The following is a 26,729-nucleotide window of genomic DNA, read 5'->3' as shown; positions in this document are numbered from 1 at the left end:
GGTGAGCAACCGCTTAGTACCTTTGGCAGACGTGACGCTAGAAGCCTGCCGGAGCGCTGTCAACGGTGGCCCCGCTCACCGCTCGCCGGGAGGTGCGGTACGCCGGGCCGTGCCCTCGCGGGGCGCGCGGACCAGCACGTCCAGGAGGTGCTCGGCCTCCGCCGCCGGGTCGGCCGTCAGCCCGGTGTGGACGGGGCCCGGCTGCACGACGGTGCTGCGCGGCGCGACCAGCCAGCGGAACCGGCGCCCGGCGTCGTCGCCCCCGGCCGGCCCGGCCTCGGCGCCGCCCCGGCACACCCGCCGCACCGCGCACAGCGCCGCCCGCACCCCGGGGAGGTCCACGAACGGGTCCAGGGCCAGCAGCCGCACCTCGTCCAGCGCGGTACGGGCCACGACGAAGGACCGGGCCCGGCAGTACACGAGGACGCCCGCGTTGACCAGCTCGCCGCGCTCCACGCGGGGCACCACCCGCAGCAGCGCGTACTCGAACACGTGACGGTCGCTCATCGGCCCGCCTCCGGCTTCCCCGTCAGCCAGCCCGGCGCGCGCGACGGCCGGTCCGCGGTCGGCGCGCCGATGGTGACGCAGTCCACCAGGCCCTCCGCCCGGCGCAGCAGCGCCTCGGTGTAGGCCCGCCGTACGCCATCGGGCGAGGTGAAGCCGGGCTCGTCCACCAGCCACTCGTCGGGGACGTCCGCCGCGCAGGCGGCGAGCAGCTCCTCGGTGACGCGCGGGGCGAGGGCGGCAGCGGCGCCCGCGAGGTCGGGACCGCAGGGCGCCAGGACGTGGTCGGAGGCGTCGTAGGGGCGCGTGGCGACGGTGGCGGCGGTGGGCCAGTTGTGGTGCCAGATCATCGTGGCACCGTGATCGATGAGCCACAGGTCGCCGTGCCAGACGAGCAGGTTCGGGTTGCGCCAGGAGCGGTCGACGTTGCCCACCAGCGCGTCGAACCACACGATCCGGCCGGCCTCGGCGGCGTCCGCCTGGTAGGCCAGCGGGTCGAAACCCAGCGAGCCGGGCAGGAAGTCCATGCCCAGGTTGAGGCCACCGCTGGCCTTGAGCAGCTCCTGCACCTCCTCGTCGGGCTCGCTCAGGCCGATGACGGGGTCGAGCTGGAGACCGACCAGCTCCGGGACCCGCAGGCCCAGGCGCTGTGCCAGCCGACCGCAGATCACCTCCGCGACCAGGGTCTTGCGGCCCTGCCCCGCACCGGTGAACTTCATGACGTAGGTGCCCAGATCGTCCGCCTCGACGATCCCGGGCAGCGAGCCGCCCTCGCGCAGAGGCGTCACATACCGCGTGGCGGTGACTTCGGGGAGCATTTCCCCAGGCTATACGGGTGCGCAACCTGTTAATCCACGGTCGGCCGCCCCGCACACGCCGGACGGAGGGGCGCCGCGGCCCCGGTGGGCCGCAGCGGCGCACGCGGGTGCGGTGGCCGGGAGCCGGGGGCGCCGGGGACGGCCACCGGCGCCGGCACCGCCCCCGCGGGAGTAGCCGGGTGCGCGCCCGGAAGGAGGCGCACGCGGGGCCGCGTCCGGTTAGGCGCCGTGCCGGGAGTCCCAGCCGTCGCTGCTCAGGAAGCCCCGGAGGAGCCGGCGGCGCTCGGCGTGGTCCCGGACGGCGCCGCGGTACTCGGCCTCGTCCACGGTGGGCAGCCCCGCTCGCCGGAGGGCCGACAGCGGGACCTCGGGCTTCTCGCGAACCGCCGCGGGGAAGAAGGGCCGCAGGGTTCGCAGCACCTGGCCCACGGCCAGCCACAGCGGGCCGGTCGCCGACGGGTCGGGGCGGGCGTCGGCGGGCAGGGCGTACCGCAGAGGCAGCAGGGCGTCGTCCAGCGCGGCGACGGCGCACGCGGGCGCCTTCCGCGGGGACGGCGCGTGGAAGTATTGCACGATCGGGTAGGCGACGTGCTGCTCGGCGAGCCGCAGCAGCGGCGCGGTCAGGGAGACCAGGTGCTGGTCGAACATGGGGCTGAACCTTTCACCCGTCCAGCCGCCGACGACGATGTCCGCTCCGTCCCGCCCGAGGGTGTGGATGTGCTGGGCCACTTCCCGCTTGTGGACCACCGCCTGCACGACCTGCACGAAGTAGGTGATGGAGAGCGTGACCACGAACAGGCCGGTCAGTGCGGCCAGGGTGGTGGCGACCTGGGTCCAGGCGGTCCCGGGCACGTAGTCGCCGGTCCCCAGGGTGAAGAGGGTGTAGCCGGTGAAGTAGACCCGGGCCCAGCCGTCGGCGGGCTGCTGGGTCTGGGCACGCACGAGCGGTTCGAGGCGATGCAGGAGGCCCTGATGGGCGGTGAGGCGGCGCCCAGCGACCGGGTCATGGAGCGCCAGCGGGAGGAGGCCGGGCGGGAGTACCGCCTGGAGACCGAGGGCGAGCACCCCGTCGCGGCCCTGCGCGAGCGCGGCTGACGCGGGCACCGGCGAAGGAGGAGCGAGATGAACCCCGACACGAACGTCGTCGCGTTGCTGCGGCACCAGCACGGCGAGATCCGCAACCTGTTCGACAAGGTCGAGCAGACCACCGGCGACGCCCGCCGCGACGCCTTCCGCGAGCTCGTGCGCATGCTGGCCGTCCACGAGACCGCCGAGGAGGAGGTCGTCCACCCTTACACCCGCCGCAACGTCGACGGCGGCGACGGCGTCGCCGAGGACCGGCTGGCGGAGGAGCGGGAGGCCAAGGAGATGCTCGCCCGGCTGGACGACATGGACACCGAGGACGAGGGCTTCCTGCCCCTGCTGCTCGAACTGCGCATGGCGGTCATGGAGCACGCGCGCGCCGAGGAGCGCTACGAGTTCGCCCACCTGCTCCGCACCGCGGACGAGCGGCAGCTCGCCACCATGGCCAAGGCCGTCAAGGCGGCCGAGTCGACCGCGCCCACCCGTCCCCACCCCGGCGTGGAGTCGGCGGCCAAGAACCTCTCCCTGGGCCCGCTGGCCGCCGTCACCGACCGCGCACGCGACGCCATCCGCCACGCCAGGGACTCCTGACGCCGGACGCCGGGGGACGCCGGACGCCGGCGGGCGGCTGCCCCGCACGCGCCGGGCGGCCGCCCGCCGGGACGCGCTGCCGGCCCGCCCGCCCCCGGGCACGCGGGCCAAAGCCGCTGCGTGACAGCGCCGGGCGCCCGTCCGGGTCAGCCGTAGCGGCGGTGCTCGCCCGGGTGCACGGCGGCGGCGAGGGCGGCGGCGAGGGAGGTCAGCGCGGCACGGTCGAGGCCGGAGACGGTGAGCCGGACGGCGGGCGGGGTGGCGACCCGGAAGCGGGCGCCGGGCGCCACCGCCCAGCCGCCCCGGAGCAACCCCGCCACGGCGGCGGACTCGTCGGGTACGGGGACCCACACGTTCATGCCGGAGCGGCCGTGCGCGCGCACCCCCCGCGCGGCGAGCGCGTCCAGCAGCACGGTGCGCCGGTCGCCGTAGGCCCGCGCCACCGCCGCCGGGTCCACGGCTCCCTCGCGCCACAGGTGCGCCACCGCGTCCTGGAGCAGCCGGCTGACCCAGCCCGAGCCCAGGCGCTGCCGGCCCTCCACCCGGTCCAGGGTGACGGCGTCCCCGGTGAGCACCGCGAGCCGCAGGTCGGGGCCGTACGCCTTGGCCACCGAACGCACCAGCGCCCACCGTGAGGTGACGCCGCACAGCGGGTGCAGGGGCTGGTCGACGATGGCGTGCCCGTGGTCGTCCTCGATGAGCACGGTGGCCGGGTGAGCGGCGAGCACCTCGCGCAGCGCCGCCGCGCGCTCGGGGCCGACGACGGCTCCGGTGGGGTTCTGCGCGCGGGCGGTGACCACCAGCGCGCGGGCCCCCCGCTCCAGCGCCCGCGCGACGGCGCCGGGCAGCGGCCCGTCGTCGTCCACGGCGACCGGCAGCACCCGCAGGCCCAGCGCGGGGACGAGGTCGAGCAGGCTGCCCCAGCCGGGGTCCTCCACGGCGACGGTGTCACCGGGCCGCAGGTGGGCGGTGAGCACGCGCTCGACGGCGTCCAGGGCACCGGAGGTGACGGCGACCGGCCCGGCGGGCACCCCGTCGCCGTCGAAGCCCGCGCGGGCGAGCGCGGCCAGCTCCGGGCTCACGGCCCGCTCCCCGTAGAGCGTGGGCCGCCGGGCGTACCGGTCCGCGGCCTCGGCCAGCGCCGGGCCGAGCGAGGGCAGCAGCGCGGGGTCGGGGTTGCCCTGGGCGATGTCCCGGCCGCCTTCCGGCGCCGCCACCTGGATGGCCTCGCGTGGCGTGCTGGCCGGGCGCGCCCGCACCCGGGTGCCGCGGCGACCGGCCGTCTCGACGACGCCGCGCTCACGCAGCGTGCGGTAGGCGGCGGCGACGGTGTTGGGGTTGACGCCGAGCGTGCCGGCCAGGGCGCGCAGCGGCGGCAGCGCGTGGCCGGGCGGCAGCGCCCCGTCGCCGACGCCGCGTTCGATGCTGGCGGCGATGTCGGCTGCGCCCCGCCCTTCGATCCGGTAGTCTCCTAGCACAAACAACAGTATGCACTAATTCAAAGTCGTTCGAAAACCGTCGCGGTTCGACGGCCCGGCGCCTCGACAGGCGGCGGCGCGCAGGCGCCGCCGGCCGAGAAGCACCGCCGGTTCGCAGCGGACCGCACGTTCCAGGGCGCCGGCGTGCGGTGACCGTGCCCACGGGCACCGCACTCCGGCGTCCGCCTGAGGAGGCAGGAAGTCGATGTCCACCAGCGCCGCCGGTTCCTACGCACCGACGCCGTACACCGTCCCCACCCGCAGCCCGGAGCGCGCCTCCTACGACCGGGAGCTGGTGCACGCGATCCTGGACGAGGGCTACCTGTGCCACCTGGGTTTCGTGCGCGAGGGGCGGCCCGTCGTGCTGCCCACCCTGTACGCCCGCGTCGGTGAGCGGCTGTACCTGCACGGCTCCACCGGCTCCCGACCGCTGAACGCGGCGCGCGAGGACCCGGGGCTGCCGGTGTGCGTGACGGTGACGCACGTGGACGCGCTCGTGCTGGCCCGCTCGGCCTTCCACCACTCGGTCAACTACCGCTCGGTGATGGTGCACGGCACGGCGACCCCGGTGACGGACCCGGAGGAGAAGGCGCGCGTCCTCGACGCGCTGGTGGACCACGTCATACCGGGCCGGTCGGCCGACTCCCGGCGGGCGAACCGCAAGGAGCTGGCCGCCACGGCGGTGCTGGCCCTGGAGCTGTCGGAGGTGTCCGCGAAGCTGCGCACGGGTGACCCCGGCGACGAGCCCGAGGACCTCTCACTCCCCCACTGGAGCGGGCTGCTGCCGGTCGCCACCGTCCACGGCGCCCCCGTCCCCGCCGGTGACCTGGAGCCCGGCATCCCCGCCCCGGACTACCTCACGGGCTACACCCGGGGCTGAACCCGCCCGGGACTCGGCGAGCACCAGCGCCGTCACCGCCGTCAACAGCACGCCCGTGCCGACGAGGGTGAACGGCGTGAGGTGCTCGCCGAGCAGCGTCACGGCGATGGCCGCGGCGGTGACCGGCTCGATGAGGGCGATCACCGAGGCGGTGGCGGCTCGCACGACGGCCAGCCCCGCGAAGTACAGGCCGTAGGCGAGCGCGGTCGGCACCGCGGCCACGTAGGCCATCAGGGCCAGCGACCACCCCAGGTCCTGCGCCTGCGGCCACGGCCCCTCGACGGCGGCGAGCGGCGCGAGCAGCACGGCGCCCACGGCGAAGGCGGCCAGGGTGGTGCCGAACGGGTCCCCGCCGGAGCCCTGGCGGCCGTGGGCCCGGATGTAGAGGGTCATCGCCGAGTAGCCGAGCGCGGACAGCAGCGCGTACCCCACGCCCAGCGGCACCACCGACCCGGAGCCGTCGGTGCCGCCGAGCATCAGGACGCACAGCCCGGCCAGCGCCCCGGCCACCGCGAGGCCGCCGCCGCGCCCGAGCCGCTCGCCCATGAGCACGCGCCCGCCCAGCGCGATGAGCACCGGCCCCGCGCCCAGCGTCACCACGGTGCCGACGGCCAGCCCGGTGGCCTCCACGGCGGCGAAGTAGGCGGTCTGGAACACGGTGAGACCGAGCCCGGTCACGGCGATGCGGACGATCCGGCGCCGCCGGGGCTCGGGGCGTCGCGCGCCGCCGCGGGGCCGGCGGACGGCGCGCACGGCCAGCAGCAGCGCCAGGCCGCCCGCGGTGCGCCAGAAGGTGAGCGCGACCGGGCCGAGCCCGCTGGTGTCGAACAGCAGGGCGGCCGCCGCGCCGGCGGTGCCCCAGGCGAGGGCGGACAGGACGACGAAGAGCAGACCCCGCCCGACGGCCGGGGCAGGGGTGGAGTGGTGCTGCATGGAAAGGCTCCCACACGAGTCGACGGAAGGGATTCGTCTCGTTCGCGGGCAGCCCGACGACGGCACGGCCCCGTGGGGGTCGTGCCGTCGCACGCGAAAGGCGCCCGCCCTAAGCGGCGGGCGGGGACAGCACGGTGTGAGGCATGCGCCGCAGCCTACGAGACCCGCGTGCCGCGCGGCAACGGGTCCGCCGGGAGAGGTGCTCCCTCCGCTCCGCCCGGCCCGCCCGGGCCCTCCGCTCCGCCCGGCCCGTCCGGGCCCTCCGGCCCTCCCGTCCCGCTTCCGGCCACCGGAGCGGGGGAGGCCGCCGCGGGGGTCGCCCGCTGGGCGATGAGCGCGCCCGTCAGCACCAGGGCGCCGCCGAGCAGTTGCACCAGCGTCAGGTGCTCGCCGAGGAGCACCCAGGCCAGCACGGTGGCGACGACCGCCTCCAGGCACGCCACCACGCCCGCCACCTGGGGCGTCAGACGCCGCACGGAGACGATGCCGGTGAGGTAGGCGGCCACCGTGGCGACGAGCACGATCCAGCCCAGCAGCACGGCCGCCGGCACGGTGGCGTCCGTCAGGTCGGCCGGACCGGCGAGCACCCGCCAGTCCATCGTCCACGGCCGGGCGACGACCGTCAGCACCAGGGCGCCGACGAGCAGGCCGTGCGCGATGACGCCCGCCGGGTCGGGCCGCGTGCGGCCGTCGGCGCCCGCGCCGTGGTCGGAGAGGACGAAGTACCCGACCTGGCAGCAGGCGGCGCCCAGCGCCAGCAGCAGCCCGAGGGCGTCGAAGCCGAGGCCGGCCCAGATCTCCACCACGCAGGCCAGCCCGCCGACCGCGAGCACCACGCCCACGCCCGCCGCCCGGCTGACCGGTCGGCGCTGCACGAACCGCACCCAGCCGAGCACGAGGGCCGGGGCCAGGTACTCGATGAGCAGCGCCACGCCGACGGGGATGCGCGAGATGGCGGCGAAGTAGCACGCCTGCACACCGGCGACGGCCAGCAGCCCGAACCCGGCCAGCAGCGCCGGGCGCTCGCGCACCAGGCGGCGGTGGCGCCAGGCCAGCGGCAGCAGCACCAGGGCCGCCCCGGCCACCCGCAGCCAGGTGACGTGCAGGGGTCCGAGCCCGGCCTCGATGAGCGGCTTCGCGGCGACCCCGGAACCGCCGAAGGCGAACGCGGAGAGCAGGGCGAGGCCGATGCCGGTGCGGGCGCGGGCGGCGGCGGCCGGCGGGCGGGAGGCGGCGGGCGGAGCGTCTGGCATGGCGTCACTATGCCGCCCCTGCGTCACGAGTGTCGAGCCGGTGACACCTGTCACATCGCCCGGGGCCGGGCCGGGCGGGAGCGGTCCACTCGCCGGGCGGTGGCCGTCGTGCGGGCCGCCGTGCCGTGCCTAGGCTCCGGCTATGCAGATCCGCATCGTTGACGCGTTCACCGACCGGCCCTTCGCCGGCAACCCGGCCGCCGTCGCGCTGTTCGACGGCCCGCCCTTCCCCGACGACGACCGGCTCCAGCGGCTGGCCGCCGAGCTGAACCTCTCCGAGACGGCCTACGCCCACCCGCTGCCCGCGGGCGCCGAGGCGGACTGGGCGCTGCGCTGGTTCACCCCGGCCGCCGAGGTGCGGCTGTGCGGCCACGCCACCCTGGCCACCGCCCACGTCCTGCGGGAGACGGGTACGACCTCGGGCACGGTCCGCTTCGCCACCCTCAGCGGCGTGCTGACGGCCACCCCGGAGGCGGACGGCGCCCTCACGCTCGACTTCCCCACCGCGCCGCTCACCCCCGGCACGCTGCCCCCGGAGGCCGCGCGGGCGCTGGGCGCCGAGCCCGTCGGCGTGCACGAGACCGGCCCGAACGTCCAGGACCTGCTCGTGGAGGTGGCGGACGAGGCGACCGTGCGCGCGCTCGATCCGGACCTGCGCGGCCTGGCGCGGCTGGACGGCCGGGGCGTGATCGTGACGGCCGCCGCCGAGCAGCCCGGTCGCGGCTACGACTACGTCTCCCGCTGCTTCTTCCCCGCCGTCGGCATCGACGAGGACCCGGTCACCGGGAGCGCCCACACCGCCCTGGCCCCGCTGTGGTCCCGGCGCCTGGGCCGGGAGCGGCTGACCGGGCTGCAGGCGTCCGCCCGCACCGGAGTGGTGCGCACCACGCTGCGCGGCGAGCGCACCCTGCTGTCCGGGCACGCGGTCACCGTGCTGGACGGGCGGCTGCGCGCCGGGCTGTGAACGCGCTCAGGCGGTCGGGAGCCAGCCCACCTCGCCGGCCAGGAGCGCGTACCCGACGAAGGCGACGATGTCGATGAGCGCGTGCGCCGCGACCAGCGGGCCGACCCGGCCCCAGCGGCGGTAGAGCCATCCGAAGATCAGGCCCATCGCGACGTTGCCGACGAACCCGCCGACGCCCTGGTACAGGTGGTAGCTGCCACGCAGGAGCGCGCTCGCCCCGATGGCCGCGAGCGGACCCCAGCCGAGCTGGTCCAGGCGCCGCAGCAGGTAGCCGAGGACGATGACCTCCTCGACGACGGAGTTCTGCACGGCCGCCAGGACCAGCACCGGCAGCTTCCACCACACCTCGGGCAGCGACTCGGGCACCACGGTCAGGTTCGCCCCGGCGGCGCGGGCGCCGAGGTAGAGCAGCAGGCCGCTGCCGCCGATCCCGGCGGCGACGAGCGCGCCCCAGCCGAGGTCAAAGCCCGGTCGGCGCAGATCGAAGCCGAGTACCCGCAGGCCGGGCGCGGGCGGGGTCACGGCGGGCTCCCGGCGCAGCAGGTGGCCCACCAGCAACACCGGTACCAGGGCGGTGGCGATGCCGAACAGTTGCCAGGCCAGGTCCAGCCAGGGCCGGTCCGGCGCCAGCGAGCCGTTGAGGTTGGCGGGCTGGGCGGCCAGCCCACCGGGACGGGTCAGCGCGCCGGTGAAGCTGATGAGCGCGGACACCGCACTGGCCCCCAGGGAGAGGGCGAGCACGAGGAGCGTCTCACGCCCCAGCGTGCGCCGGGCGGCCGGGTCGGACACGGGCCGGGGACGGGCCGGGCCGTCCCCGGACGACGACTGCACCAGGGGCCTCCCACACGGCGCGCGGACACTGACGGGCTCCAGCTTGCCGTACGCCGCCGCGCCCACGGCCGGGGGCCGGGGCGTGTGTTCCGGCCGGGGCCCGGGGCCGGCGGCCCCGGGCGGCCGGACGCCGTGCGGCGGGGTCAGGCCGGCGTGGGCCAGGTGTGCACCGGTTCACCGGTGTGGGCCAGGTCGACGTAGCGGCGGGCGACCGCGGCCAGGGCCTTCTCCCGGTCCAGGCCGCCCTCCCGGCCCCGGTGGTAGGCGGCGGCCTGCCAGGCCGCGCCGTTCGTCCGCCGCCGGCACCGGCCCTCGATCACCCCGAGGTAGAAGTCCCGGTCGGCCGGCTCGATGCCCCACGCGTCGAGCCCGGCGGCGGCCGTCGGCAGGAGCTCGTCGAGCACCAGCCGGTGGGCGGGCACCGTGTGCAGTCCGCCGCCGCGCCCGTGCCGGGGCCAGCACAGCCGGGCCTCGATGCCGTCGCGGGCGGCGGCGTCGAAGTTCGCCTCGGCCACGGAGAACGGCATGCGGGTCCACAGCGGGCGCTGCTCGTCGGCCAGGGAGCGCACGAGTCCGTAGTACAGCGCGGTGTTCGCCAGGACGTCGGTGACCGTGGGCCCGGCGGGCAGCACGCGGTTCTCCACCCGCAGGTGCGGCACCCCGTCCGCCACGCCGTAGACGGGGCGGTTCCAGCGGTAGACCGTCCCGTTGTGCAGGGCCAGTTCGGCCAGCGAGGGGATGCCGCCGTCCGCCAGGACGCGCAGGGGGTCCTCCTCGGCGCACAGCGGCAGCAGCGCGGGGAAGTAGCGCACGTTCTCGGCGAACAGGTCGTAGGCGGAGTCGATCCAGCGTTCGCCGAACCAGGTGCGGGGCCGTGCGCCCTGGGCCGCGAACTCCGGGGGCCGGGCGTCGGTGGCCTGGAGGAACAGCGGGACGCGCGACTCGCGCCACAGCTCGCGGCCGAAGAGGAACGGCGAGTTGGCGCCCACCGCGAGCTGCACGCCGAGGACGGCCTGCGCGGCGTTCCACACGTCGGCGAAGCGCGACGGGGTGACCTGGAGGTGGAGCTGCACGGAGGTGCAGGCCGCGGCCGGCGCGATCGAGGGGGAGGTGCGCGTCAGGCGTTCCGGGCCGTCGATGTCGAGCCGCACCTCCTCGCCCCGGGCCGCCATGATCTCGTTGTTCAGGAGGGTGTAGCGCTCGGCGTTGGAGAAGTTGGCGGAGCTGAGGTCGTCGGGGGTGAGGGTGGGGAGAATGCCGGTCATCAGGATGCGGGCGTCGGCTTCCCCCGCCTTGCGGTCGGCGTAGGCCAGGCCGGTGCGCAGTTCCTCGGCGAGCTGGTCCAGGACCCGCCCGTGGAAGGGGTGCGGGAGGATATTGACCTCAAGGTTGAACTGCCCGAGCTCGGTCTGGAAATCCCGGCTCGCGATGCGGTCGAGGACCTCCTCGTTTATCATCCGCGGCATTCCGTCGGCGTCCGCGAGATTGAGTTCGATCTCCAGCCCCATGAGGTTGCGCGGGCGTTCGAACCGCTGCTGCGCCAGCAGCGTACGGAGCCCCTGGAGACACTGGTGGAGCTTCTCCCGGTAGCGCCGGCGGTCCGGGAGACCGAACCCGTCGGCCGCGACCTTCTCCCCCATGGGTGTGTCCTCCTCGCTCGGCAGTGCCTCGATGATGCCCCGCGTCGAGATCGACAACTCGCCCCGGGCCGTGGGAAGGGGTTAAACGGGCGGGAGCATTCGAGGGGCACATTCCCAGGGCATACGGTAACCTGTCCGCAGATTCCCGCTTCGGCGCCCAGTAAACACCGTGCGTTTTTCGGCCATCCGTGACGCGTGCCCCCGGCGAGGTCAGGGAAACACGTCCAGCGTCCGCGCCGGTGCGCACCATTCGGAAGTCGACGGGTTTTCTCCTTGCGCGGCACACCCGAGTCGCCTAGCGGAAACGCCTCGGGAACAAATGTCGTATAAACTCCCGCCCATGAGGCCGTGACGTGACGTCTCTCGGTTCCGGTCCTTCTCCCTCCGCCCGGCCCCGCGCCGTGCCCCTTCCGGTTCTGCCGACAGCGTCGTCGGGCTTCTCCGCGCACCCTCCTGTCTCCCCAAGTGAGAGGCGACCCGCCATGCCGACGCACGCTCCCCCGGCCCCCGCCGCCGCCCTGCGCAGTGTCCTCGCCGCGCTCCGTTCACCCACCGCCGCGATCCGCGGCGTCCGCTCCCGCGCCACGGCCTACGGCGGACTGCAACCCGAACTGCCGCTGCCCGTGCACGTCCTGACGGGCATCACCGGCGCCGGGGGGCCGCCGAGCACCAAGCTGACCGGCTGGCGCTTCCTGCTGCGCGGCCGCGACGCCTCGGTGGGGACCGCCGAGGCGATGCTGACGGCGGACGGCTGGGCGTTCTCCCACTTCGGCGAGGGCCCCTACGTGCGTTCCACGGAGACGGCGCTGCGACACGCCGACGCGCTGCCGGGGCCGTACCAACCCCGCCTGCTGTCGGTGCCGGAGCTCTACATGCTCACGCTGTGGCTGCACAGCGACACCGCGGCCGACCCGGCGGGCGGCACGCTGCTGCCCACCGACCTGCTGATGCCGCTCGCGCCGGCGCCCCCGGGCATCGCCGCGCACGTTCCGCACCGGGTGGCCGCGCTCCTGCCCCTGCTGGCCCACCGTCTGGTACCGCCCCCGCTGCTGCAGGCCCCGGCGTAGCGCCGCCGCCCGCGCCGCGCTCGGCGGTACGCACCGGCCCCGCGGCCGCTCCCGGCCGCGGGGCCTTCGCGCACCCGGGCGACGCCGCCCCCGCGGGCTAGTCACTGTGAACCCCCGCACCACCCGAAAAGATGGTTCCGGCGCGGGGCGACCGCTCGCGCGGGTGACGCGACGTCACCCGTTGAGTACCGCCGCGGGGAAATGCCTGCGGAACGCCCTCCGCGGGACGACACTGGGACGGACGCGTACCGGAACCCGGGGGAGCGGCCATGCCCGAAGCACAGCGCCGCAGCACGTACGTCACACCGCAGCGAGAGAACCGAGAGCGTACTGCCATGTGTCAGCACCAGCCACCCTGCCCGTCCGCCGACTCCGCCGACCGTGAGGCCGCCCACCCGGTGGCGTACCACCCCGAGCAGGGCTGGAGCCTGCTGTGCAACGGGGTCCTGCTGTTCGACGACACCGGCGAACTGCTACCGGACGGGCGGGTCATCGCGCCACGCCGTCCGGTCGACGCCACCGTGGTGACGGCGGCGGCCTGAACCGGGGCCGCCCCGCCGGCCCGGAACCGGGCGTGCGACGGGGCGGGCCCGGCCCGAGCCCACCCGCACAGTCGTGCCGGCAGGCCCGGCCGGGCCCGGTTCCGCGTCGGCCGAGCGGGGGACCGCTCAGCCGTCGTAGTCCTCCAGCGGGGGGCAGGAGCACACCAGGTTGCGGTCGCCGAAGGCGCCGTCGATGCGGCGCACCGGCGGCCAGTACTTGCCCTCGGCCGTGACGCCGCCCGGGAAGGCGGCCTCCTCGCGGGTGTAGGGCAGCTCCCACTCCCCCGCGAGCTGGGCGGCGGTGTGCGGCGCGCCGCGCAGCGGGTTGTCCTCGGCCGTCCACTCGCCGGAGCCGACCCGCTCGATCTCCGCGCGGATGGCGATCATCGCGTCGCAGAACCGGTCGATCTCGGCGAGGTCCTCGCTCTCGGTCGGCTCGATCATCAGGGTGCCGGCCACGGGGAAGGACATGGTCGGCGCGTGGAACCCGTAGTCGATCAGCCGCTTGGCGACGTCGTCGATGCTCACGCCGGTGGCCTTCGTCAGCGGGCGCACGTCGATGATGCACTCGTGGGCGACCAGGCCGCCGGGGCCGCTGTAGAGCACCGGGTAGTGCGGCTCCAGCCGCTTGGCGATGTAGTTCGCGCTGAGCACGGCGACCTGGGTGGCCCGGCGCAGGCCCTCGTCGCCCATGAGCCGCACGTAGGCCCAGGAGATCGGCAGGATGCCCGCCGAGCCCCAGGGCGCGGCCGAGACCGGACCGATGCCGGTGGCGGGGCCCGCCTGCGGCTGCAGCGGGTGGTTGGGCAGGTGCGGCGCCAGGTGCGCGCGGACGCCGACCGGGCCGACGCCGGGGCCGCCGCCGCCGTGCGGGATGCAGAACGTCTTGTGCAGGTTCAGGTGCGAGACGTCCGCGCCGAAGCGTCCGGGCCTGGCCAGGCCGACGAGCGCGTTGAGGTTGGCGCCGTCCACGTAGACCTGGCCGCCCGCGTCGTGCACGGCGGCGCAGATGTCGGAGATGTTCTCCTCGAACACGCCGTGGGTGGAGGGGTAGGTGACCATGAGCACGGCCAGTTCGTCGCGGTGGCGCTCGATCTTCGCGTGCAGGTCCTCGGTGTCGACGTCACCGCTCTCCCCGGTCTTCACCACGACGACCCGCATCCCGGCCATCACCGCGCTGGCGGCGTTGGTGCCGTGCGCCGAGGAGGGGATGAGGCACACGGTGCGCTGCTCGTCACCGTTCGCCCGGTGGTAGGCGCGCACCGCCAGGAGCCCGGCCAGCTCGCCCTGGGAGCCGGCGTTGGGCTGGATGGAGACCTTGTCGTATCCGGTGACCTCGGCCAGCCGCTCCTCCAGCTCGCGGATGAGGGTGAGGTAGCCCTCCGCCTGCTCGGCGGGCGCGAAGGGGTGCAGGGCGCCGAACTGCGGCCAGGTGACCGGCTCCATCTCGGTCGTCGCGTTGAGCTTCATGGTGCACGACCCCAGCGGGATCATGCCCCGGTCCAGCGCGTAGTCCTTGTCCGCCAGGCGGCGCAGGTAGCGCAGCATGCCGGTCTCGGAGCGGTGCTGGTGGAAGACGGGGTGGCCCAGGTAGTCGTCCGTGCGCAGCACCGCGGCGGGCAGCGCGTCCCCGGTGGCCGCGTCCAGCTCCGCGACGTCGGCCGAGACGCCGAAGGCGGCCCACACCGCGCTCAGGTGGCGGCGCGCGGTGGTCTCGTCGCAGGCGATGCCCACGTGGTCGGCGTCGGTGAGCCGCAGGTTGACGCCGGACGCCCGGGCGGCGGCGACGACCTCGGCCGCGCGGCCGGGGACCCGGGCGGTGACGGTGTCGAAGAAGCGGTCGTGGACGACCTCCACGCCGCCCGCGCGGAGCCCGGCGGCCAGCACGGTGGCGTAGCGGTGGGTGCGCCGGGCGATCATCCGCAGCCCCTCGGGGCCGTGGTAGACGGCGTACATCCCCGCCATCACCGCGAGCAGGACCTGCGCGGTGCAGATGTTGCTGGTGGCCTTCTCCCGGCGGATGTGCTGCTCGCGGGTCTGGAGCGCCAGCCGGTAGGCCTTGCGGCCGTCCGCGTCGACGGACACGCCCACCAGGCGGCCCGGCAGGTTGCGGGCGAACTTCTCGCGCACGGCCATGAACCCGGCGTGCGGGCCGCCGAAGCCCATGGGCACGCCGAAGCGCTGGCTGGAGCCGACCGCGATGTCCGCGCCCAGCTCGCCTGGCGGGGTCAGCAGGGTGAGGGCGAGCAGGTCGGCGGCGACGGTGACGACGGCGCCCAGCTCGTGGGCCTGCTCGATGACGGCGCGCGGGTCGCGCACCGCGCCGGAGGCGCCCGGGTACTGCACCAGCAGGCCGAAGACCCCGCGCTCGGCGATGTCGGCGGGGATGCCGTCGGTGAGGTCGGCGACGACGACCTCCACGCCGGTGGGCTCGGCCCGGGTCTCGATCACCGCGATCGTCTGCGGCAGGCAGTCGGCGTCGATCAGGAAGACGCCCTCCTTGACCTTGCCGACCCGGCGCGAGAGCGCCATGGCCTCGGCCGCGGCCGTGCCCTCGTCCAGCAGGGAGGCGCCGGAGGTGGGCAGGCCGGTGAGGTCGGCCACGACGGTCTGGAAGTTCAGCAGCGCCTCCAGGCGCCCCTGGGAGATCTCCGGCTGGTAGGGCGTGTAGGCGGTGTACCAGGCCGGGTTCTCCATGACGTTCCGCAGGATCACCGGCGGCGTGAAGGTGCCGTGGTACCCCAGGCCGATCATCGAGTCGAGCACCTGGTTGCGGTCGGCGAGCCCGCGCAGTTCGTCCAGGACCTCCGCCTCGGTGCGGGCTCCCGGCAGGTCCAGCGCGTCGGCGGACTTGATGACGTCGGGCACGGCCGCGGCCGTCAGTTCGTCCAGCGAGCCGTACCCCACGTGGGCCAGCATCTTGGCCTGCTGCTCGGCGTCGGGGCCGATGTGCCGCCGCTCGAACGGCGTACCGCCTTCGAGGGTGGTGAGGGAGATGCGATCGGTGGTCATGTGCGGAGGCCTCCTGGTCGTGCGACCTTCGGGGGCACCGGGTGGTGCCCGGACGGCCTCCCCCTCTGTCATCGCGACCTGAGAGCTTCACCGGGCCGACCAGCCATGCCCCGGTTTTCACCGTCGGTGAGGAGGAGCGCGGGGGCGCCGTGGCACCCCGTGACCCACCCTGCTTTCCAGAGTGACCTCACCCGCACGGTACGTGTGCCTGAGAGATTCCGGGGAGGGTTTGCTCCTTCGGCGCCCCCGGAACTCGTACCGGAGGACTCTCCCGCGCGGGGTCAGCAGCCGTCTACGAGCCTACCAGCGCCCGCCCGGACGGCACCGGGCGCGCCGCCGACTGGCCACGGCGCGGGTTGTGTCCTTTCGTTGTGGCAGGGACTTTCGGGGAAAACGGCTACCAGGTGGAGGAAACCGTGCAGACCGACATCGACCCGCGGAGCCTGATAGGAAGCAAGGCGTTCGACAGGGACGGAGCGAAGATCGGCACCGTGGACGAGGTGTACCTCGACGACGCGACCGGACGGCCCGAGTGGGCGGCCGTGCGCACCGGGCTGTTCGGCCGGGACGCCTTCGTGCCCCTGGAGCCGAGCGAGGTGGTGGACGAGGCGCTGCGGGTGCCCTTCACCCGGACGCTGATCAAGGACGCGCCGGACTTCGGGGTGGGGCGGCACCTCTCCCCCGAGCAGGAGCTCCAGCTCTACCACCACTACGGGCTGGAGGTGCCCACGGTCGGTGAGCCGGGGCCGCCCGCCGGCGGGGAGGAGGCCAAGCGCGTCGCCGGGGCCGGGGAGTAGGACCCGGGTGCCGCCGCGCCGGGCGTGAGGGGCAGCGGCTCGCCGGGCGTGAGGGCCGGGTCGTCGGCCCGGAATGTGCGCACGCGGCCCGGTGGCGAGCCGGGCTGCTCGAAGCGCACCGTGACCCGGCCCACGCCGCTGCCCTGCACCCACCCCGGCCCGAACTCGGCGTGCCTGACGTCGAGCCCGGGCAGCCAGACCCGCTCGGCCGGGGCCGGTCCCGCGCCGCCCGGTGCCGCGTCGGCCGACTCCGTGCCGGTCGGCGCCGTGCCGTCCTGCTCCGTGCCGTGCTGTTCCGCACCGGTCGGCTCAGCGCCGACCGGTGCCGCGTCGGTCGGTGCCGCCGGCGGGTGCTGCGCGCCGGGGGCGGGCTCGACCGGCTCCGACCCCGGCGCGACCGGGGCCGGAGCCGCCTGGGCGAAGAGGTCCTCCTGGGTGAAGTCGGCCAGCCCGCTGACGCCGACCCCGAGCAGCCGCACGCCCGCGGTGGTGTCGACGGCGTCCAGCAGCCGCGCCGCGGCCTCCCGGATGACCGCCGGGTCGTCGGTGGGCCCGCGCAGCGTGTCGGAGCGGGTCAGGGTGGCGAAGTCGTACCGGCGCACCTTGATCACCACGGTGCGGCCCGAGCGTCCGGCGGCCCGCAGCCGCTGGGCGCACCGCTCGGCCAGCCGTCCCACCTCGGCCTGGATGCGGACCCGGTCGGTGACGTCCACGTCGAAGGTGTCCTCCACCGAGACGGACTTCGAGACCCGCTCGGCCACCACCGGCCGGTCGTCGCGCCCCTGGGCCATGGCGTGGAGGGCGAGCCCGTGCGCCCGGCCGAGCAGGCGCAGCAGCTCGTCCTGACCGGCCTCGACCGCCTCGCCGACGGTGGTGATGCCCGCGCGGCGCAGGGTCTCGGCCGTGGCCGGGCCCACGCCCGGCAGGGTGCGGACGGTCAGCGGGGCGAGCAGCTCCCGCTCGGTGCCCGGTTCGATGACGACCAGCCCGTCCGGTTTGGCCCGCTCGGAGCCGATCTTGGCGAGCATCTTGGAACCGGCGAGCCCGACCGAGGCGCTCAGGCCCGTCGCGGCCCGGATGGCGGCCCGCAGCCGGTGCCCGGCCTCCCGGGCGGCGGCCGTGTCGGCGCGGACGCCGCCGGCTTCCAGGTCCACGAAGGCTTCGTCCAGGCTCAGCGGCTCCACCAGCGGCGAGAGCCGACCCAGCAGGTCCATGACGATCTGGCTGATGTCGCGGTAGAGGGTGAAGCGGGGCGTGAGGTAGGCGGCGTTCGGGCAGCGCCTGCGGGCCTGGGCGGTGGGCATGGCCGAGTGCACGCCGAAGCGGCGTGCCTCGTAGGAGGCGGTGGCCACGACGCCGCGCGGACCGAGGCCGCCGACGATCACCGGCTTCCCGCGCAGGCTGGGCTTGGCCGCCTGCTCGACGGCCGCGTAGAACGCGTCCATGTCCAGGTGGAGGATCGTCGGTGCGGCTCTCACACCCCCGATGCTGCCGCACGGCGCTGACAGTCGCCGCACGGCGCGGCGAGGGCGGGCGCTCGCCGGCCGTGTCCGGGGCCCGGCAGGTCAGCCGGCGCGGTTGCGGCGCCTGGCCAGCTCGTCGCCCGGGTGCTCCCTGACCAGCGTCTCGCCGGTGTCGACCCGCTCCGCGTGCAGATGCGACAGCGTGGACTCCACGTCCCGCCAGACGACGCCCACCGCGATGCCGAAAACCCCCTGGCCGCCCTGGAGCAACTCGACGACCTCGTCCGGCGAGGAGCACTCGTAGACGGTGGCCCCGTCGCTCATGAGGGTGAGCTGCGGCAGGTCGGGCAGGCCGCGGCTGCGCAGGTGCCGGACGGCGGTGCGGATGTTCTGCAGGGAGACACCGGTGTCCAGCAGCCGCTTGACGATCTTCAGGACGACGACGTCCCGGAAGCTGTAGAGCCGGTGCGTCCCCGAGCCGAACGCGGGGCGGACGCTGGGCTCGACCAGCCCGGTGCGCGCCCAGTAGTCCAACTGGCGGTAGGTGATGCCGGCCGCCGCGCAGGCCGTCGGCCCCCGGTAGCCGACCCGCTCGCCGGAGGCGTCCGCCGCTTCCGCCGCTGGCTGCCGGGCGGGGTGCGGAAGGGCCCCGGGCAGCGGGAGCGGGCTGCTCACGGACCCGCCGTCGCCGGTGCTGGTCACGCCGACCCTCCATCCCTTCACGTCCCGAGTTGACGCCTCCGGGACCTGCCTCCATGACGGTAGGCAGTCACCCCGAGTGCGTCAACGATCGCCACACTCGGCACGCCGGGTGATAGTCACCTAACGTGTGGTTTGGCGTGACCTGGTACCGGGTAAAGGCGTGCCTTTGGCCCGACGCGGCCGGAGAGCCGCCGCGTCACTGGTTGCTGGTGCCGAAGTCCTCGGGCGAGATCTGGTCGAGGAACTCGCGGAACTTCTCCACCTCGTCCTCCTGCTCGTCCGGGATCGCGATGCCCGCGTCGTCCAGCACCCCGTCGCTGCCGTAGATCGGCGTTCCGGTGCGCAGGGCGAGCGCTATGGCGTCGGACGGGCGGGCGCTGACCTCGACACCGCTGGAAAACACCAGTTCGGCGTAGAAGACGCCGTCGCGCAGGTCCGTGATGCGGACGGCCGTGAGTTCCTGCCCGACCGCCTCCAGGACGTCCTTGAAGAGATCGTGGGTCAGTGGACGGGCCGGCGTCATACCCTGCTGCGCGAAGGCGATCGCCGTCGCCTCGCCGGGTCCGATCCAGATGGGCAGATAGCGGTCGCCCCCCACCTCACGCAGCAGCACGATCGGCTGGTTGGAGGGCATTTCGACCCGGACACCCACGACATCGAGCTCGTTCACACAGCAACCCTAGGCGCTGCCCCGCCGGTTTGGGTAGTCGGGCACTCCCGCACCCGGCCATCGGGGGCGGGAGCCCGCCGGGGCCGCGCCCAGCGCCACTGCGCACGCGGCCCAGCGCCGCCGGACCCGCAGCTCACCGCTGCTGGGCACGCAGCGCGGCCTGCACCAGCGTGGCGTGCAGCCGCACCGACAGGCTGGCCAGCTCCCGGGCCGTGGCCTCGGCGCGGGTCCGGGTCTGCGGGTTGCGGTGCCGGCGCAGCGGGGCCACGATCTGCTCGACCAGCCCGGCCTCGCGTTCGGCGGCCGCCCGGGCCGCGCGCAGGTGCCGCGCCTGGAGCCCGAACCGCCCCAGGTCGGCGACGAGCCGGGCGATCTCCACGGCCTCGGCCTCGTAGCCGCCGTCCTCGGCCGGCCCCAGCAGCCCGTAGGACTCCCACTCGGCCAGCTCCTCCTCGCCCACCTCGGCCGCGGCCAGCAGCTCGGCGCGGCCAACCCGGGCGGCGTCCACCGGCTGGAGGGGCGCCGCGGCCCCGTCCAGCAGGTCACGCGGCTGCGCGGGCCCGGGGACGGTCACCTGCTCCCCGCGGTCGAGCGCGTCGAGCTGCTCCCTGATCACCTTCAGCGGCAGGTAGTGGTCGCGCTGCATCCGCAGCACGAACGCCAGCCGCTCGACGTCGCCGCCGGTGAACTTGCGGTAGCCCGACGGCGTGCGCTGCGGCTCCACGAGCCCCTCGGCCTCCAGGAAGCGGATCTTGGAGACGGTGACGTCGGGGAACTCCTCGCGCAGCAGACCGAGCACGGCCCCGATGCTCATCGGGCCCTCGTCCGCGGTGGCGGCGCCGCCAGCGGCGCCGCCCGACGGTGTGTGCAGCATGAACCTTCCCTGGACGTTTCGCTGGTCAGGCACCTCGCTGGTGGGCGAAGAACACCAGGCGGAACTTGCCGATCTGCACCTCGTCGCCGTTGTTGAGCGGCACCGAGTCGATCGGCTCGCGGTTGACGTACGTGCCGTTCAGACTGCCCACGTCGGACGCGGTGAAGCCGCCGTCCGCCCCGCGCCGGAACTCCACGTGGCGGCGGGAGACGGTCACGTCGTCGAGGAAGATGTCGCTCTGCGGGCTGCGCCCGGCCGTGGTCAGCTCGCTGTCCAGCAGGAAGCGGGCGCCCGAGTTCGGCCCGCGGCGCACGACCAGCAGCGCGGAGCCGACCGGCAGCGCGTCGATGGCGGCGACGGCCTCCGGGGAGAGCATCGGCGTCTGACCGGTGGCCTCGGCGTCGTACGCCTCCAGGCCGGTGATCGAGATGGTCGACGTCGTCTCCGAAGGGCGCTCGGCGGCGTGGGCGCCGCCGCGCAGCGGGGCGCCGCAGTGGGAGCAGAACCGGCTCGACTCCGCCGCCTGGCTACCGCACCTGGGACAGACCGGCACGCCCAACCCTCCGCCCGTACCTGAGGTCGATGGTGCCTGGGAACCTATGCGCCCGGCCGCGGCCGGGTCAACAGAACCCGCGCCCTGACCACCCGTATTGCCGCCAACCGGAGCAGTGGGCTCGGGGCGGAAGAGCGGACGCTCGGCACCGGCCTCCGGCGAGGGCTCGCCGGACGGCTGGTGCTTGGGCGCGCGGTGGGCTCCACCGGCGTCCTTGCGCTTGCTGAACAACTTCGAAAGAAAACTCACGGGCGATTCCCCTCGCACGAAACAGACCCGCCCGCGGGGCAGGACAGACCCTTGATGCTCACACAGGCCGGAGCCGGGCCCCGGCCAACGTCCGCGGCCAGTACACATTTTCCACCACACGACGCGCCGCGGACCCGTCGGCCCCCCAAAGAGATCATCCTCGCATCACCGCGATGGCGACCGAGCGTAGTCAGGCCGTTGCGGAGACCGCAAGGCGTCCACGACGACGTTCTCCGAGGGCGTGATGGTCACCGTGGCACCGTCGCCCTGGAGCGACTGCACCACCCCGCCGGGGATGTTCAGCGCCGGTTCCAGGTCCTGCGGTCGGCCGATGACCTGGAACCGGTAGGGCGGCGAGACGGGGCGACCGTCGACGCGCACTCCCCCGTCGGTGTCGGTGAAGTACGTGTCGGCCACCACGCGCACGTCGTTGACCTCGATCGCCTCCGCGCCCGCGGCACGCAGTTCCTGGATGGCGTCCAGGAGCTGACCGGACTCCACGACGTCGGGCGGGGCGCTGATCTCCATCTGGACACCCGGCCCCTGGGCTCCCACCGTACCGGCCAGGATACCGAGTTGGCGTTCGCGCTCGCGGGTCTGCCGGCGCGCCTCCTCGGCCTGGTCCGAACTGTTCTCCAGCTCCGAGCGCTGGCTCTCCAGCCGCTCCCGCTCTTCCTCCAGGCGCGTGGTGCGGTCGTCGAGCTCGTCCAGGATGCGCACCAGGTCCTCCTGGCGGGCGCCGCGCAGGGCGCTGTCCTCGCTGGTGGAGCGCACCTGGATGGCCAGGCCCAGGCCCAGGACGAACAGCAGGGCAGCGGCGATCAGTTGGTTGCGGTTCAGCCGCGGCGGCCACAGTCCGGCGGCCAGCCGCTGCCGTCCGGTGAGCTGCGCCGCGTCCTCCGCCCCGGTGGGCTCCGGCTCCGGCGGCTCCGCGCCCGGTGCCGCGTCGGCGGGGGGCTCGGCGGGCTGTTCGGGTGGCGGCTGGTCAGGTGCCGCGCGACCGGGCGCCGCCGGCTCGCCGCGCGCCTCCGGCCCGGGGGTCGCTGACCGGTCGGGGCGCGCCGCCGGCCCGGGCGTGTCGGGGGCGGCCTCGGGTTCGCGCGCGCCGCGCCCGGGCTCCGGTGCCCTGCCGTCGTCCTCGCTCATCGGCCTCACGCCCCGAGCAGGTGCCGCCGGATGGCGGCCGCGTTGGAGAAGATGCGGATGCCCAGGACGACGACCACGCCCGTGGAGAGCTGCGCCCCGACCCCCAGCTTGTCACCGAGGAAGACGATCAGCGCGGCGACGACGACGTTGGACAGGAACGACACCACGAAGACCTTGTCGACGAAGATGCCGTCCAGCATGGCGCGCAGGCCGCCGAAGACCGCGTCCAGCGCCGCCACCACGGCGATGGGCAGGTAGGGCTCCACGGCCGTCGGCACCACGGGCCGGAGCACCAGCCCCGCCACGACTCCCACGATGAGGCCCAGTACGGCGATCACGAATGGCTGCCCTTTCCGTTCGGGAGCGGCTCGGCGGTTTCGATGTTCAGGCTCGGTGCGGCGGGCAGCTCCAGCTCCTCGCGCACCGTGGTCCGGGCCTGGATGTCGTAGTTCTCCTCCAGTACCCGCAGGTACTGGCCGTCCACGCTGCTCTCGAACCGGGAACGCAGGTCGGGACCGTCCCCCACCGCGCGGATGGTGTACGGCGGGACGAGGGGACGGTTGTCGACCAGTATGGCCTCGCCCGCCGCCCGGATGGCCGACACCGACGTGAGCCGCTGGCCGTTGATGGAGATGGCCTCGGCGCCCGACGCCCACAGCCCGTTCACCACGAGCTGGAGGTCGCGGTCGCGGACGCGCCCGGTGTCGGAGAAGCCGGTCGTCTCGCGCGGCCCGTCGCCACCGGCGCGGGTGTCCTCGGCGTCGTCGACGACCACCTCGACGCCGGGGCCGGTGACCGGCACCGAGCCGGCCAGCAGGCTGATCAGGTCGTCCGGCGTGCCGTCGGCGCGCAGCGCCTCGCGCTGCATGTCCGCCACGTCCTCGCGCAGCTCGTGCACCCGCGCCTCCAGGGCGTCGGCCTCCCGGGTGCCCTGCTCGACGCGGTCGATCAGCTCTTCGCGTTCCTTGGCCGCGGTGGGGGCGTCGTAGCGCGCCTGGGCGGCGCCCAGCGTCACCACCGACGCGGCCAGGACCAGGCCGAGGGCGAGCAGGAGCTTGCCCCGCAGGGAGCGGGGCAGCCCCGTGCGGCCGGTGGCGTCGCGCCGGGCCGCGGCCTCCGCGTAGCCGTCGTCGAGGCTGTGTTCCATGACGTTGGTCAGCAACGACATGGAGGCGTCGGGTCGCGCAGGCCGCGGTGCGGTACTCCGTGCGGGGTGCTGCTGCGACATGCCGCACATCGTCGCACGTCGGCGGGCGTACCGCCGAATGGGCCCTCCGATCCGCCGCCGGAGGGCCCGGGCGGGCGGGCGTCAGCGCCCGGCGCCGTCCACGACGGCGGCCCACTCGTCCAGCAGGGCCTGCGCGGAGGCGTCGTCCGGCCCCTCGGCCCACAGGTGCGTGACGGCCTCGGCCGGGTCCGGCAGCACCATCACCCAGCGGCCGTCGGACTCCACCACGCGCACCCCGTCGGTGGTGTCGACGGAGCGGTCCCCGGCCGCCTCGACGACGTGCCGCATGACCAGGCCCTTGACCGCCCACGGGGTGGCCAGGTCGCGGCGCACGACGTGGGCGCGCGGGATGCGCGCGTCGATCTGGCTCAGGGTGAGCTGGGTGCGCGCGACCAGGCCGATGAGCCGCACGAAGGCGGCGGCGCCGTCGAAGACGGAGCTGAACTCCGGCACGATGAACCCGCCGCGGCCGTCGCCGCCGAAGATCGTCGCGTCGTCGCGGCCGACCCGGGTGAGGTCGTCCGGCGACGTCGTCGTCCACTCCACCTGGGTGCCGTGGTAGGCGGCCACCTGCTCGGCGATGCGGGTCGTGGTCACCGGCAGCGCGACGCGGCCGCTGCGCCGCTCGGCGGCGATGAGGTCCAGCATGACCAGCAGCGCGCGGTGGTCCTCGATGATGCGGCCGCGCTCGTCCACCAGGGACAGGCGCTCTCCGACCGGGTCGAAGCGCACGCCGAAGGCCGCGCGGGCGGAGGCGACGATCTCGCCCAGCCGCACTAGCCCGGAGCGGCGGCCGTCGGACGTCTCGGTGGGCCGCGCCTCGTTCAGACCGGGGTTGATGGTGAGCGCGTCCACCCCGAGGCGGCCCAGCAGGCTGGGCAGGACGAGCCCGGCGCTGCCGCCGGAGGCGTCGACGACGACCTTGAGCCCGGCCTCGGCCACCCCGCTGGTGTCCACGGCGCGCAGCAGGGCGCCGGTGTAGGAGTCGAAGACGCTGGCCGGGAAGGAGAGGTCGCCGATCTCACCGGGGAAGGCGCGCCGGTACTCCTGGCGGGCGTACACCCGGTCCAGCTTGCGCTGGCTGGCCTGGGACAGATCCGCGCCGCGCTCGTCGAAGAACATGATGTCCACCGAGTCGGGCACGCCCGGCGTCGTGCGGACCATGATGCCCCCGGCGCTGCCGCGGGCGGTCTGCTGCCGGGCCACGGGCAGCGGCACGTTCTCCAGGTCGCGGACGTCGATGGCGCTGGTCTGGAGCGCGGAGATGATGGCGCGCTTGAGCGCCCGGGCACCGCGCGAGTGGTCCCGGGCGGTGGTGACCGTGGAACCCTTCTTCAGCGTGGTCGCGTAGGCGCCGGCGAGCCGCACGGCGAGTTCCGGGGTGATCTCGACGTTCAGGATGCCGGAGACGCCGCGGGCGCCGAAGAGGTGCGCCTGGCCGCGCGACTCCCAGATGACGGAGGTGTTGACGAAGGCGCCGGCCTCCACCGTCTTGAACGGGTACACGCGCACGTTGCCCTGGACGATGGACTCCTCGCCCACCAGGCACTCGTCGCCGATGACCGCGCCGTCCTCGATCCGCGCGGCCCGCATGACGTCGGTGTTCTTGCCGATGACGCAGCCGCGCAGGTTGGTCTGCTCACCGATGTAGACGTTGTCGTGCACCACGGCCCGGTGCAGGAAGGCGCCGCTCTTGACGACGACGTTCGACCCGATCACCGTGTGCTCGCGCAGCTCGGCGCCGCTTTCCACCTTGGCGTAGTCGCCGATGTACAGCGGGCCGCGCAGCACGGCGTCGGGGTGCACCTCGGCGCCCTCGGCCACCCACACGCCCGGGGAGATCTCGAAGCCGTCGATGTCGACCTCGACCTTGCCCTCCAGGACGTCGGCCTGGGCCTTGACGTAGCTCTCGTGCGTGCCGACGTCTTCCCAGTAGCCCTCGGCGACGTAGCCGTAGATGGGCTTGCCTTCCTTCATCAGCTTGGGGAAGACGTCACCCGACCAGTCGACGGGGACGTCCGGGTCGACGTAGTCGAAGATCTCCGGCTCCATGACGTAGATGCCGGTGTTGACGGTGTCGGAGAAGACCTGGCCCCAGGTGGGCTTCTCCAAAAAGCGCTCGACCCGGCCCTCGTCGTCCACGATGGTGATGCCGAACTCCAGCGGGTTGGGGACCCGCGTCAGGCACACGGTGACGAGCGCGCCGCGCTCCCGGTGGAAATTCACCAGATCCGTGAGGTCGAAGTCGGTGAGCGCGTCGCCGGAGATGACGAGGAAGGAGTCGTCCTTCAGCGCCTCCTCGGCGTTCTTCACGCTGCCGGCCGTGCCGAGCGGCTTCTCCTCGTTGGCGTAGGTCAGGTCCATGCCGAGTTCTTCGCCGTCACCGAAGTAGTTCTTGACCAGCGAGGCCAGGAACTGCACGGTGACCACGGTCTCGTTCAGGCCGTGACGTTTCAGCAGCCTGAGAACGTGCTCCATGATCGGCCGGTTGGCCACGGGCAGGAGGGGCTTGGGCATACTCGCGGTCATCGGACGAAGGCGGGTGCCTTCGCCACCGGCCATCACAACGGCCTTCATGTCGGTAACGTCCTCCTTCACACGACGACGGTCGGACCTGACCGAGCCCACGGCGGGGTTCCCGGGAAAACGGGGTGGCACCTCGCTCCGCGACGCTGTCGGAGTCGGCTCAGCCGGTCACGCTGTCCGCCCTGAGAATCCGGCGGACCTGGACCACGTAGAGGGCTCCTGCCCACCAGTACAGAGCTGTACCCCATCCAGCGAACGCCCATCCGAAAATCGCGGCAAGTGACGCAAGCCACCCGCCCCCGTCACTGAGAAGCAGGAGCGGGAAGGCGTACATGAGGTTGAAGGTCGCGGCTTTGCCGAGGAAGTTGACCTGCGGCGGGGCGAAACCGCGCCGGTCGAGCAGCCACACCATGACCAGCAGGACCAGCTCCCTGGACAGCAGGAGCGCGGTGAGCCACAGCGGGAGAATGCCCCGCCAGGTGAGGCCGACGAGGGTGGACAGGATGTAGAGGCGGTCGGCCGCGGGGTCCAGAATCCGGCCGAGGCTGCTGATCTGGTTCCACCGGCGGGCCAGCTTGCCGTCCAGGTAGTCGCTCACGCCGCTCAGCGCCAGAACGGCGAGCGCCCAGCCGTCGGCGTTCGGGCCGCCGAACTCCGGCCACAGCACGAGCCACAGGAACACGGGGACGCCGAGCAGGCGCGCCATGCTCAGCACGTTGGGAATGGTGAGGACCCGGTCCGTCTGGACGCGTGTTTCCTGGACCTCCACCCGGGGCCTCCTGACCGGAACGTGCCAACCCTGCTCCCTGACCTTACCGGCAGGCCCGGACGAAGGCCTCGCGGGGGTACGGAACCGGCGGACCCGGGGGCCGGCCGGACCACAACGCGGAAGAGCCCCGCTGGTTCGACCAGCGGGGCTCTTCCA

25 protein-coding genes, 1 pseudogene and 1 riboswitch are annotated in these 26,729 nt (G+C 74.4%); of the genes and pseudogenes, 7 read left to right on the top strand and 19 right to left on the bottom strand.

Annotated features, from left to right (window positions below; genetic code table 11):
• Positions 1-75: 75 nt before the first annotated feature.
• From OSB71_RS14770 to OSB71_RS14760, 3 genes are all read right to left on the bottom strand, one after another.
• The gene (locus tag OSB71_RS14770; RefSeq protein WP_265948390.1) at positions 76-507 is read right to left on the bottom strand and encodes a DUF3037 domain-containing protein; all 432 of its coding nucleotides are present in this window, start codon (positions 505-507) and stop codon (positions 76-78) included.
• Entirely contained in the window at positions 504-1,322 is an 819-nt protein-coding gene (locus OSB71_RS14765) for a HipA family kinase (RefSeq protein ID WP_265948388.1), read from the bottom strand. The genes OSB71_RS14770 and OSB71_RS14765 overlap by 4 nt, the downstream gene beginning before the upstream one ends.
• Before the next feature lie 219 nt (positions 1,323-1,541).
• Positions 1,542-2,264: a potassium channel family protein gene (locus OSB71_RS14760; RefSeq protein WP_265948386.1), complete on the bottom strand. Its 723-nt coding sequence runs from the start codon at positions 2,262-2,264 to the stop codon at positions 1,542-1,544.
• A 30-nt stretch (positions 2,265-2,294) separates the two neighbouring features.
• On the opposite strand from OSB71_RS14760, the gene OSB71_RS14755 reads away from it, so the two are divergent.
• Together OSB71_RS14755 and OSB71_RS14750 are read left to right on the top strand one after the other, a co-directional pair.
• Positions 2,295-2,417, top strand: a complete 123-nt coding sequence (locus OSB71_RS14755; protein WP_265948385.1) for a hypothetical protein — start codon at positions 2,295-2,297, stop codon at positions 2,415-2,417.
• Positions 2,418-2,444: 27 nt separating this feature from the next.
• Positions 2,445-2,996, top strand: a complete 552-nt coding sequence (locus OSB71_RS14750) for a hemerythrin domain-containing protein (RefSeq protein ID WP_265948383.1) — start codon at positions 2,445-2,447, stop codon at positions 2,994-2,996.
• 146 nt (positions 2,997-3,142) lie between these two features.
• Here the strand turns inward: OSB71_RS14750 and OSB71_RS14745 are convergent, their stop codons facing one another.
• Positions 3,143-4,474: an aminotransferase class I/II-fold pyridoxal phosphate-dependent enzyme gene (locus OSB71_RS14745; RefSeq protein WP_265948381.1), complete on the bottom strand. Its 1,332-nt coding sequence runs from the start codon at positions 4,472-4,474 to the stop codon at positions 3,143-3,145.
• 205 nt (positions 4,475-4,679) lie between these two features.
• Between OSB71_RS14745 and OSB71_RS14740 the strand changes: the two genes are divergently transcribed.
• Positions 4,680-5,354, top strand: a complete 675-nt coding sequence (locus OSB71_RS14740; RefSeq protein WP_265948380.1) for a pyridoxamine 5'-phosphate oxidase family protein — start codon at positions 4,680-4,682, stop codon at positions 5,352-5,354.
• On the opposite strand, the pseudogene OSB71_RS14735 reads toward OSB71_RS14740, so the two are convergent.
• A pseudogene (locus tag OSB71_RS14735) lies at positions 5,349-6,287 on the bottom strand (DMT family transporter); the annotation flags it as partial. The gene OSB71_RS14740 and the pseudogene OSB71_RS14735 sit on opposite strands and share 6 nt — an antisense overlap.
• A 155-nt stretch (positions 6,288-6,442) precedes the next feature.
• On the bottom strand, positions 6,443-7,540 hold the full coding sequence (locus OSB71_RS14730; protein WP_265948379.1) for an EamA family transporter: 1,098 nt from the start codon (positions 7,538-7,540) through the stop codon (positions 6,443-6,445).
• Between the two features lie 142 nt (positions 7,541-7,682).
• Between OSB71_RS14730 and OSB71_RS14725 the strand changes: the two genes are divergently transcribed.
• Positions 7,683-8,504: a PhzF family phenazine biosynthesis protein gene (locus OSB71_RS14725; RefSeq protein WP_265948377.1), complete on the top strand. Its 822-nt coding sequence runs from the start codon at positions 7,683-7,685 to the stop codon at positions 8,502-8,504.
• Positions 8,505-8,510: 6 nt separating this feature from the next.
• Here OSB71_RS14725 and OSB71_RS14720 read toward each other — a convergent pair whose 3' ends face one another.
• Both OSB71_RS14720 and OSB71_RS14715 read right to left on the bottom strand, forming a co-directional pair.
• Entirely contained in the window at positions 8,511-9,335 is an 825-nt protein-coding gene (locus OSB71_RS14720; protein WP_416237264.1) for a CPBP family intramembrane glutamic endopeptidase, read from the bottom strand.
• Positions 9,336-9,478: 143 nt separating this feature from the next.
• Positions 9,479-10,975 carry a glutamate-cysteine ligase family protein gene (locus OSB71_RS14715; protein ID WP_265948375.1) on the bottom strand — a complete coding sequence of 499 codons (1,497 nt, stop codon included), beginning with the start codon at positions 10,973-10,975 and terminating at the stop codon, positions 9,479-9,481.
• A 482-nt stretch (positions 10,976-11,457) separates the two neighbouring features.
• Here OSB71_RS14715 and OSB71_RS14710 point away from each other — a divergent pair, with 482 nt between their 5' ends.
• Together OSB71_RS14710 and OSB71_RS14705 are read left to right on the top strand one after the other, a co-directional pair.
• Complete coding sequence (locus tag OSB71_RS14710; RefSeq protein ID WP_265948374.1) at positions 11,458-12,042, top strand: hypothetical protein; 585 nt, start codon at positions 11,458-11,460, stop codon at positions 12,040-12,042.
• Positions 12,043-12,377: 335 nt separating this feature from the next.
• Entirely contained in the window at positions 12,378-12,584 is a 207-nt protein-coding gene (locus OSB71_RS14705; RefSeq protein WP_265948372.1) for a DUF5999 family protein, read from the top strand.
• A gap of 126 nt (positions 12,585-12,710) precedes the next feature.
• On the opposite strand, the gene gcvP is transcribed toward OSB71_RS14705, so the two are convergent.
• Positions 12,711-15,596, bottom strand: a complete 2,886-nt coding sequence (gene gcvP / locus OSB71_RS14700) for an aminomethyl-transferring glycine dehydrogenase (RefSeq protein WP_265948371.1) — start codon at positions 15,594-15,596, stop codon at positions 12,711-12,713.
• Between the two features lie 186 nt (positions 15,597-15,782).
• A riboswitch (glycine riboswitch) is annotated at positions 15,783-15,880 on the bottom strand.
• Positions 15,881-16,000: 120 nt separating this feature from the next.
• Between gcvP and OSB71_RS14695 the strand changes: the two genes are divergently transcribed.
• Positions 16,001-16,393: a PRC-barrel domain-containing protein gene (locus tag OSB71_RS14695; RefSeq protein ID WP_265948576.1), complete on the top strand. Its 393-nt coding sequence runs from the start codon at positions 16,001-16,003 to the stop codon at positions 16,391-16,393.
• Here OSB71_RS14695 and OSB71_RS14690 read toward each other — a convergent pair.
• The 10 genes from OSB71_RS14690 to clsA all read right to left on the bottom strand — a co-directional run bounded on the left by OSB71_RS14690 (position 16,306) and on the right by clsA (position 26,573).
• Positions 16,306-17,871, bottom strand: a complete 1,566-nt coding sequence (locus OSB71_RS14690) for a DNA polymerase IV (protein WP_265948369.1) — start codon at positions 17,869-17,871, stop codon at positions 16,306-16,308. The genes OSB71_RS14695 and OSB71_RS14690 overlap by 88 nt on opposite strands.
• A gap of 87 nt (positions 17,872-17,958) precedes the next feature.
• On the bottom strand, positions 17,959-18,558 hold the full coding sequence (locus OSB71_RS14685; RefSeq protein WP_416237263.1) for a MerR family transcriptional regulator: 600 nt from the start codon (positions 18,556-18,558) through the stop codon (positions 17,959-17,961).
• 196 nt (positions 18,559-18,754) lie between these two features.
• The gene (locus OSB71_RS14680) at positions 18,755-19,228 is read right to left on the bottom strand and encodes a bifunctional nuclease family protein (protein ID WP_265948367.1); all 474 of its coding nucleotides are present in this window, start codon (positions 19,226-19,228) and stop codon (positions 18,755-18,757) included.
• 133 nt (positions 19,229-19,361) lie between these two features.
• Positions 19,362-20,102, bottom strand: a complete 741-nt coding sequence (ftsR, locus tag OSB71_RS14675) for a transcriptional regulator FtsR (RefSeq protein ID WP_265948366.1) — start codon at positions 20,100-20,102, stop codon at positions 19,362-19,364.
• Between the two features lie 25 nt (positions 20,103-20,127).
• Positions 20,128-21,012, bottom strand: a complete 885-nt coding sequence (locus OSB71_RS24655; protein ID WP_265948365.1) for a double zinc ribbon and FHA domain-containing protein — start codon at positions 21,010-21,012, stop codon at positions 20,128-20,130.
• A gap of 57 nt (positions 21,013-21,069) precedes the next feature.
• Entirely contained in the window at positions 21,070-22,050 is a 981-nt protein-coding gene (locus OSB71_RS14665) for a DUF881 domain-containing protein (protein ID WP_265948363.1), read from the bottom strand.
• Positions 22,051-22,055: 5 nt separating this feature from the next.
• A complete protein-coding gene (locus OSB71_RS14660) occupies positions 22,056-22,388 on the bottom strand; it encodes a small basic family protein (RefSeq protein ID WP_265948361.1) in 333 nt (110 codons plus the stop codon).
• A complete protein-coding gene (locus tag OSB71_RS14655; protein ID WP_265948360.1) occupies positions 22,385-23,287 on the bottom strand; it encodes a DUF881 domain-containing protein in 903 nt (300 codons plus the stop codon). Before OSB71_RS14655 ends, OSB71_RS14660 begins: the two co-directional genes overlap by 4 nt.
• A gap of 72 nt (positions 23,288-23,359) precedes the next feature.
• Positions 23,360-25,855, bottom strand: a complete 2,496-nt coding sequence (locus OSB71_RS14650; protein ID WP_265948573.1) for a mannose-1-phosphate guanyltransferase — start codon at positions 25,853-25,855, stop codon at positions 23,360-23,362.
• A gap of 109 nt (positions 25,856-25,964) precedes the next feature.
• Entirely contained in the window at positions 25,965-26,573 is a 609-nt protein-coding gene (clsA, locus tag OSB71_RS14645) for a cardiolipin synthase ClsA (protein ID WP_265948358.1), read from the bottom strand.
• Positions 26,574-26,729: the final 156 nt, after the last annotated feature.

It is taken from the genome of Streptomyces marinisediminis, assembly GCF_026262575.1.
GTDB lineage: Bacteria > Actinomycetota > Actinomycetes > Streptomycetales > Streptomycetaceae > Streptomyces > Streptomyces marinisediminis.
The sequence above is the reverse complement of the archived record's forward strand: the minus strand, read 5'-3'. Positions and strand labels throughout refer to the sequence as shown.

Excerpts from the sequence above, each read along its gene's own strand:
- OSB71_RS14665 (WP_265948363.1), bottom strand. The coding sequence starts at position 22,050 with ATGAGCGAGGACGACGGCAGGGCACCGGAGCCCGGGCGCGGCGCGCGC.
- OSB71_RS14655 (WP_265948360.1), bottom strand. The coding sequence starts at position 23,287 with ATGTGCGGCATGTCGCAGCAGCACCCCGCACGGAGTACCGCACCGCGG.
- gcvP (WP_265948371.1), bottom strand. The coding sequence starts at position 15,596 with ATGACCACCGATCGCATCTCCCTCACCACCCTCGAAGGCGGTACGCCG.
- OSB71_RS14705 (WP_265948372.1), top strand. The coding sequence starts at position 12,378 with ATGTGTCAGCACCAGCCACCCTGCCCGTCCGCCGACTCCGCCGACCGT.
- OSB71_RS14765 (WP_265948388.1), bottom strand. The coding sequence starts at position 1,322 with ATGCTCCCCGAAGTCACCGCCACGCGGTATGTGACGCCTCTGCGCGAG.
- ftsR (WP_265948366.1), bottom strand. The coding sequence starts at position 20,102 with ATGCTGCACACACCGTCGGGCGGCGCCGCTGGCGGCGCCGCCACCGCG.
- OSB71_RS14650 (WP_265948573.1), bottom strand. The coding sequence starts at position 25,855 with ATGAAGGCCGTTGTGATGGCCGGTGGCGAAGGCACCCGCCTTCGTCCG.
- OSB71_RS14725 (WP_265948377.1), top strand. The coding sequence starts at position 7,683 with ATGCAGATCCGCATCGTTGACGCGTTCACCGACCGGCCCTTCGCCGGC.
- OSB71_RS14740 (WP_265948380.1), top strand. The coding sequence starts at position 4,680 with ATGTCCACCAGCGCCGCCGGTTCCTACGCACCGACGCCGTACACCGTC.
- OSB71_RS14715 (WP_265948375.1), bottom strand. The coding sequence starts at position 10,975 with ATGGGGGAGAAGGTCGCGGCCGACGGGTTCGGTCTCCCGGACCGCCGG.
- OSB71_RS14730 (WP_265948379.1), bottom strand. The coding sequence starts at position 7,540 with ATGCCAGACGCTCCGCCCGCCGCCTCCCGCCCGCCGGCCGCCGCCGCC.
- OSB71_RS14755 (WP_265948385.1), top strand. The coding sequence starts at position 2,295 with ATGGGCGGTGAGGCGGCGCCCAGCGACCGGGTCATGGAGCGCCAGCGG.
- OSB71_RS24655 (WP_265948365.1), bottom strand. The coding sequence starts at position 21,012 with ATGTGTACTGGCCGCGGACGTTGGCCGGGGCCCGGCTCCGGCCTGTGT.
- OSB71_RS14750 (WP_265948383.1), top strand. The coding sequence starts at position 2,445 with ATGAACCCCGACACGAACGTCGTCGCGTTGCTGCGGCACCAGCACGGC.
- OSB71_RS14710 (WP_265948374.1), top strand. The coding sequence starts at position 11,458 with ATGCCGACGCACGCTCCCCCGGCCCCCGCCGCCGCCCTGCGCAGTGTC.
- OSB71_RS14770 (WP_265948390.1), bottom strand. The coding sequence starts at position 507 with ATGAGCGACCGTCACGTGTTCGAGTACGCGCTGCTGCGGGTGGTGCCC.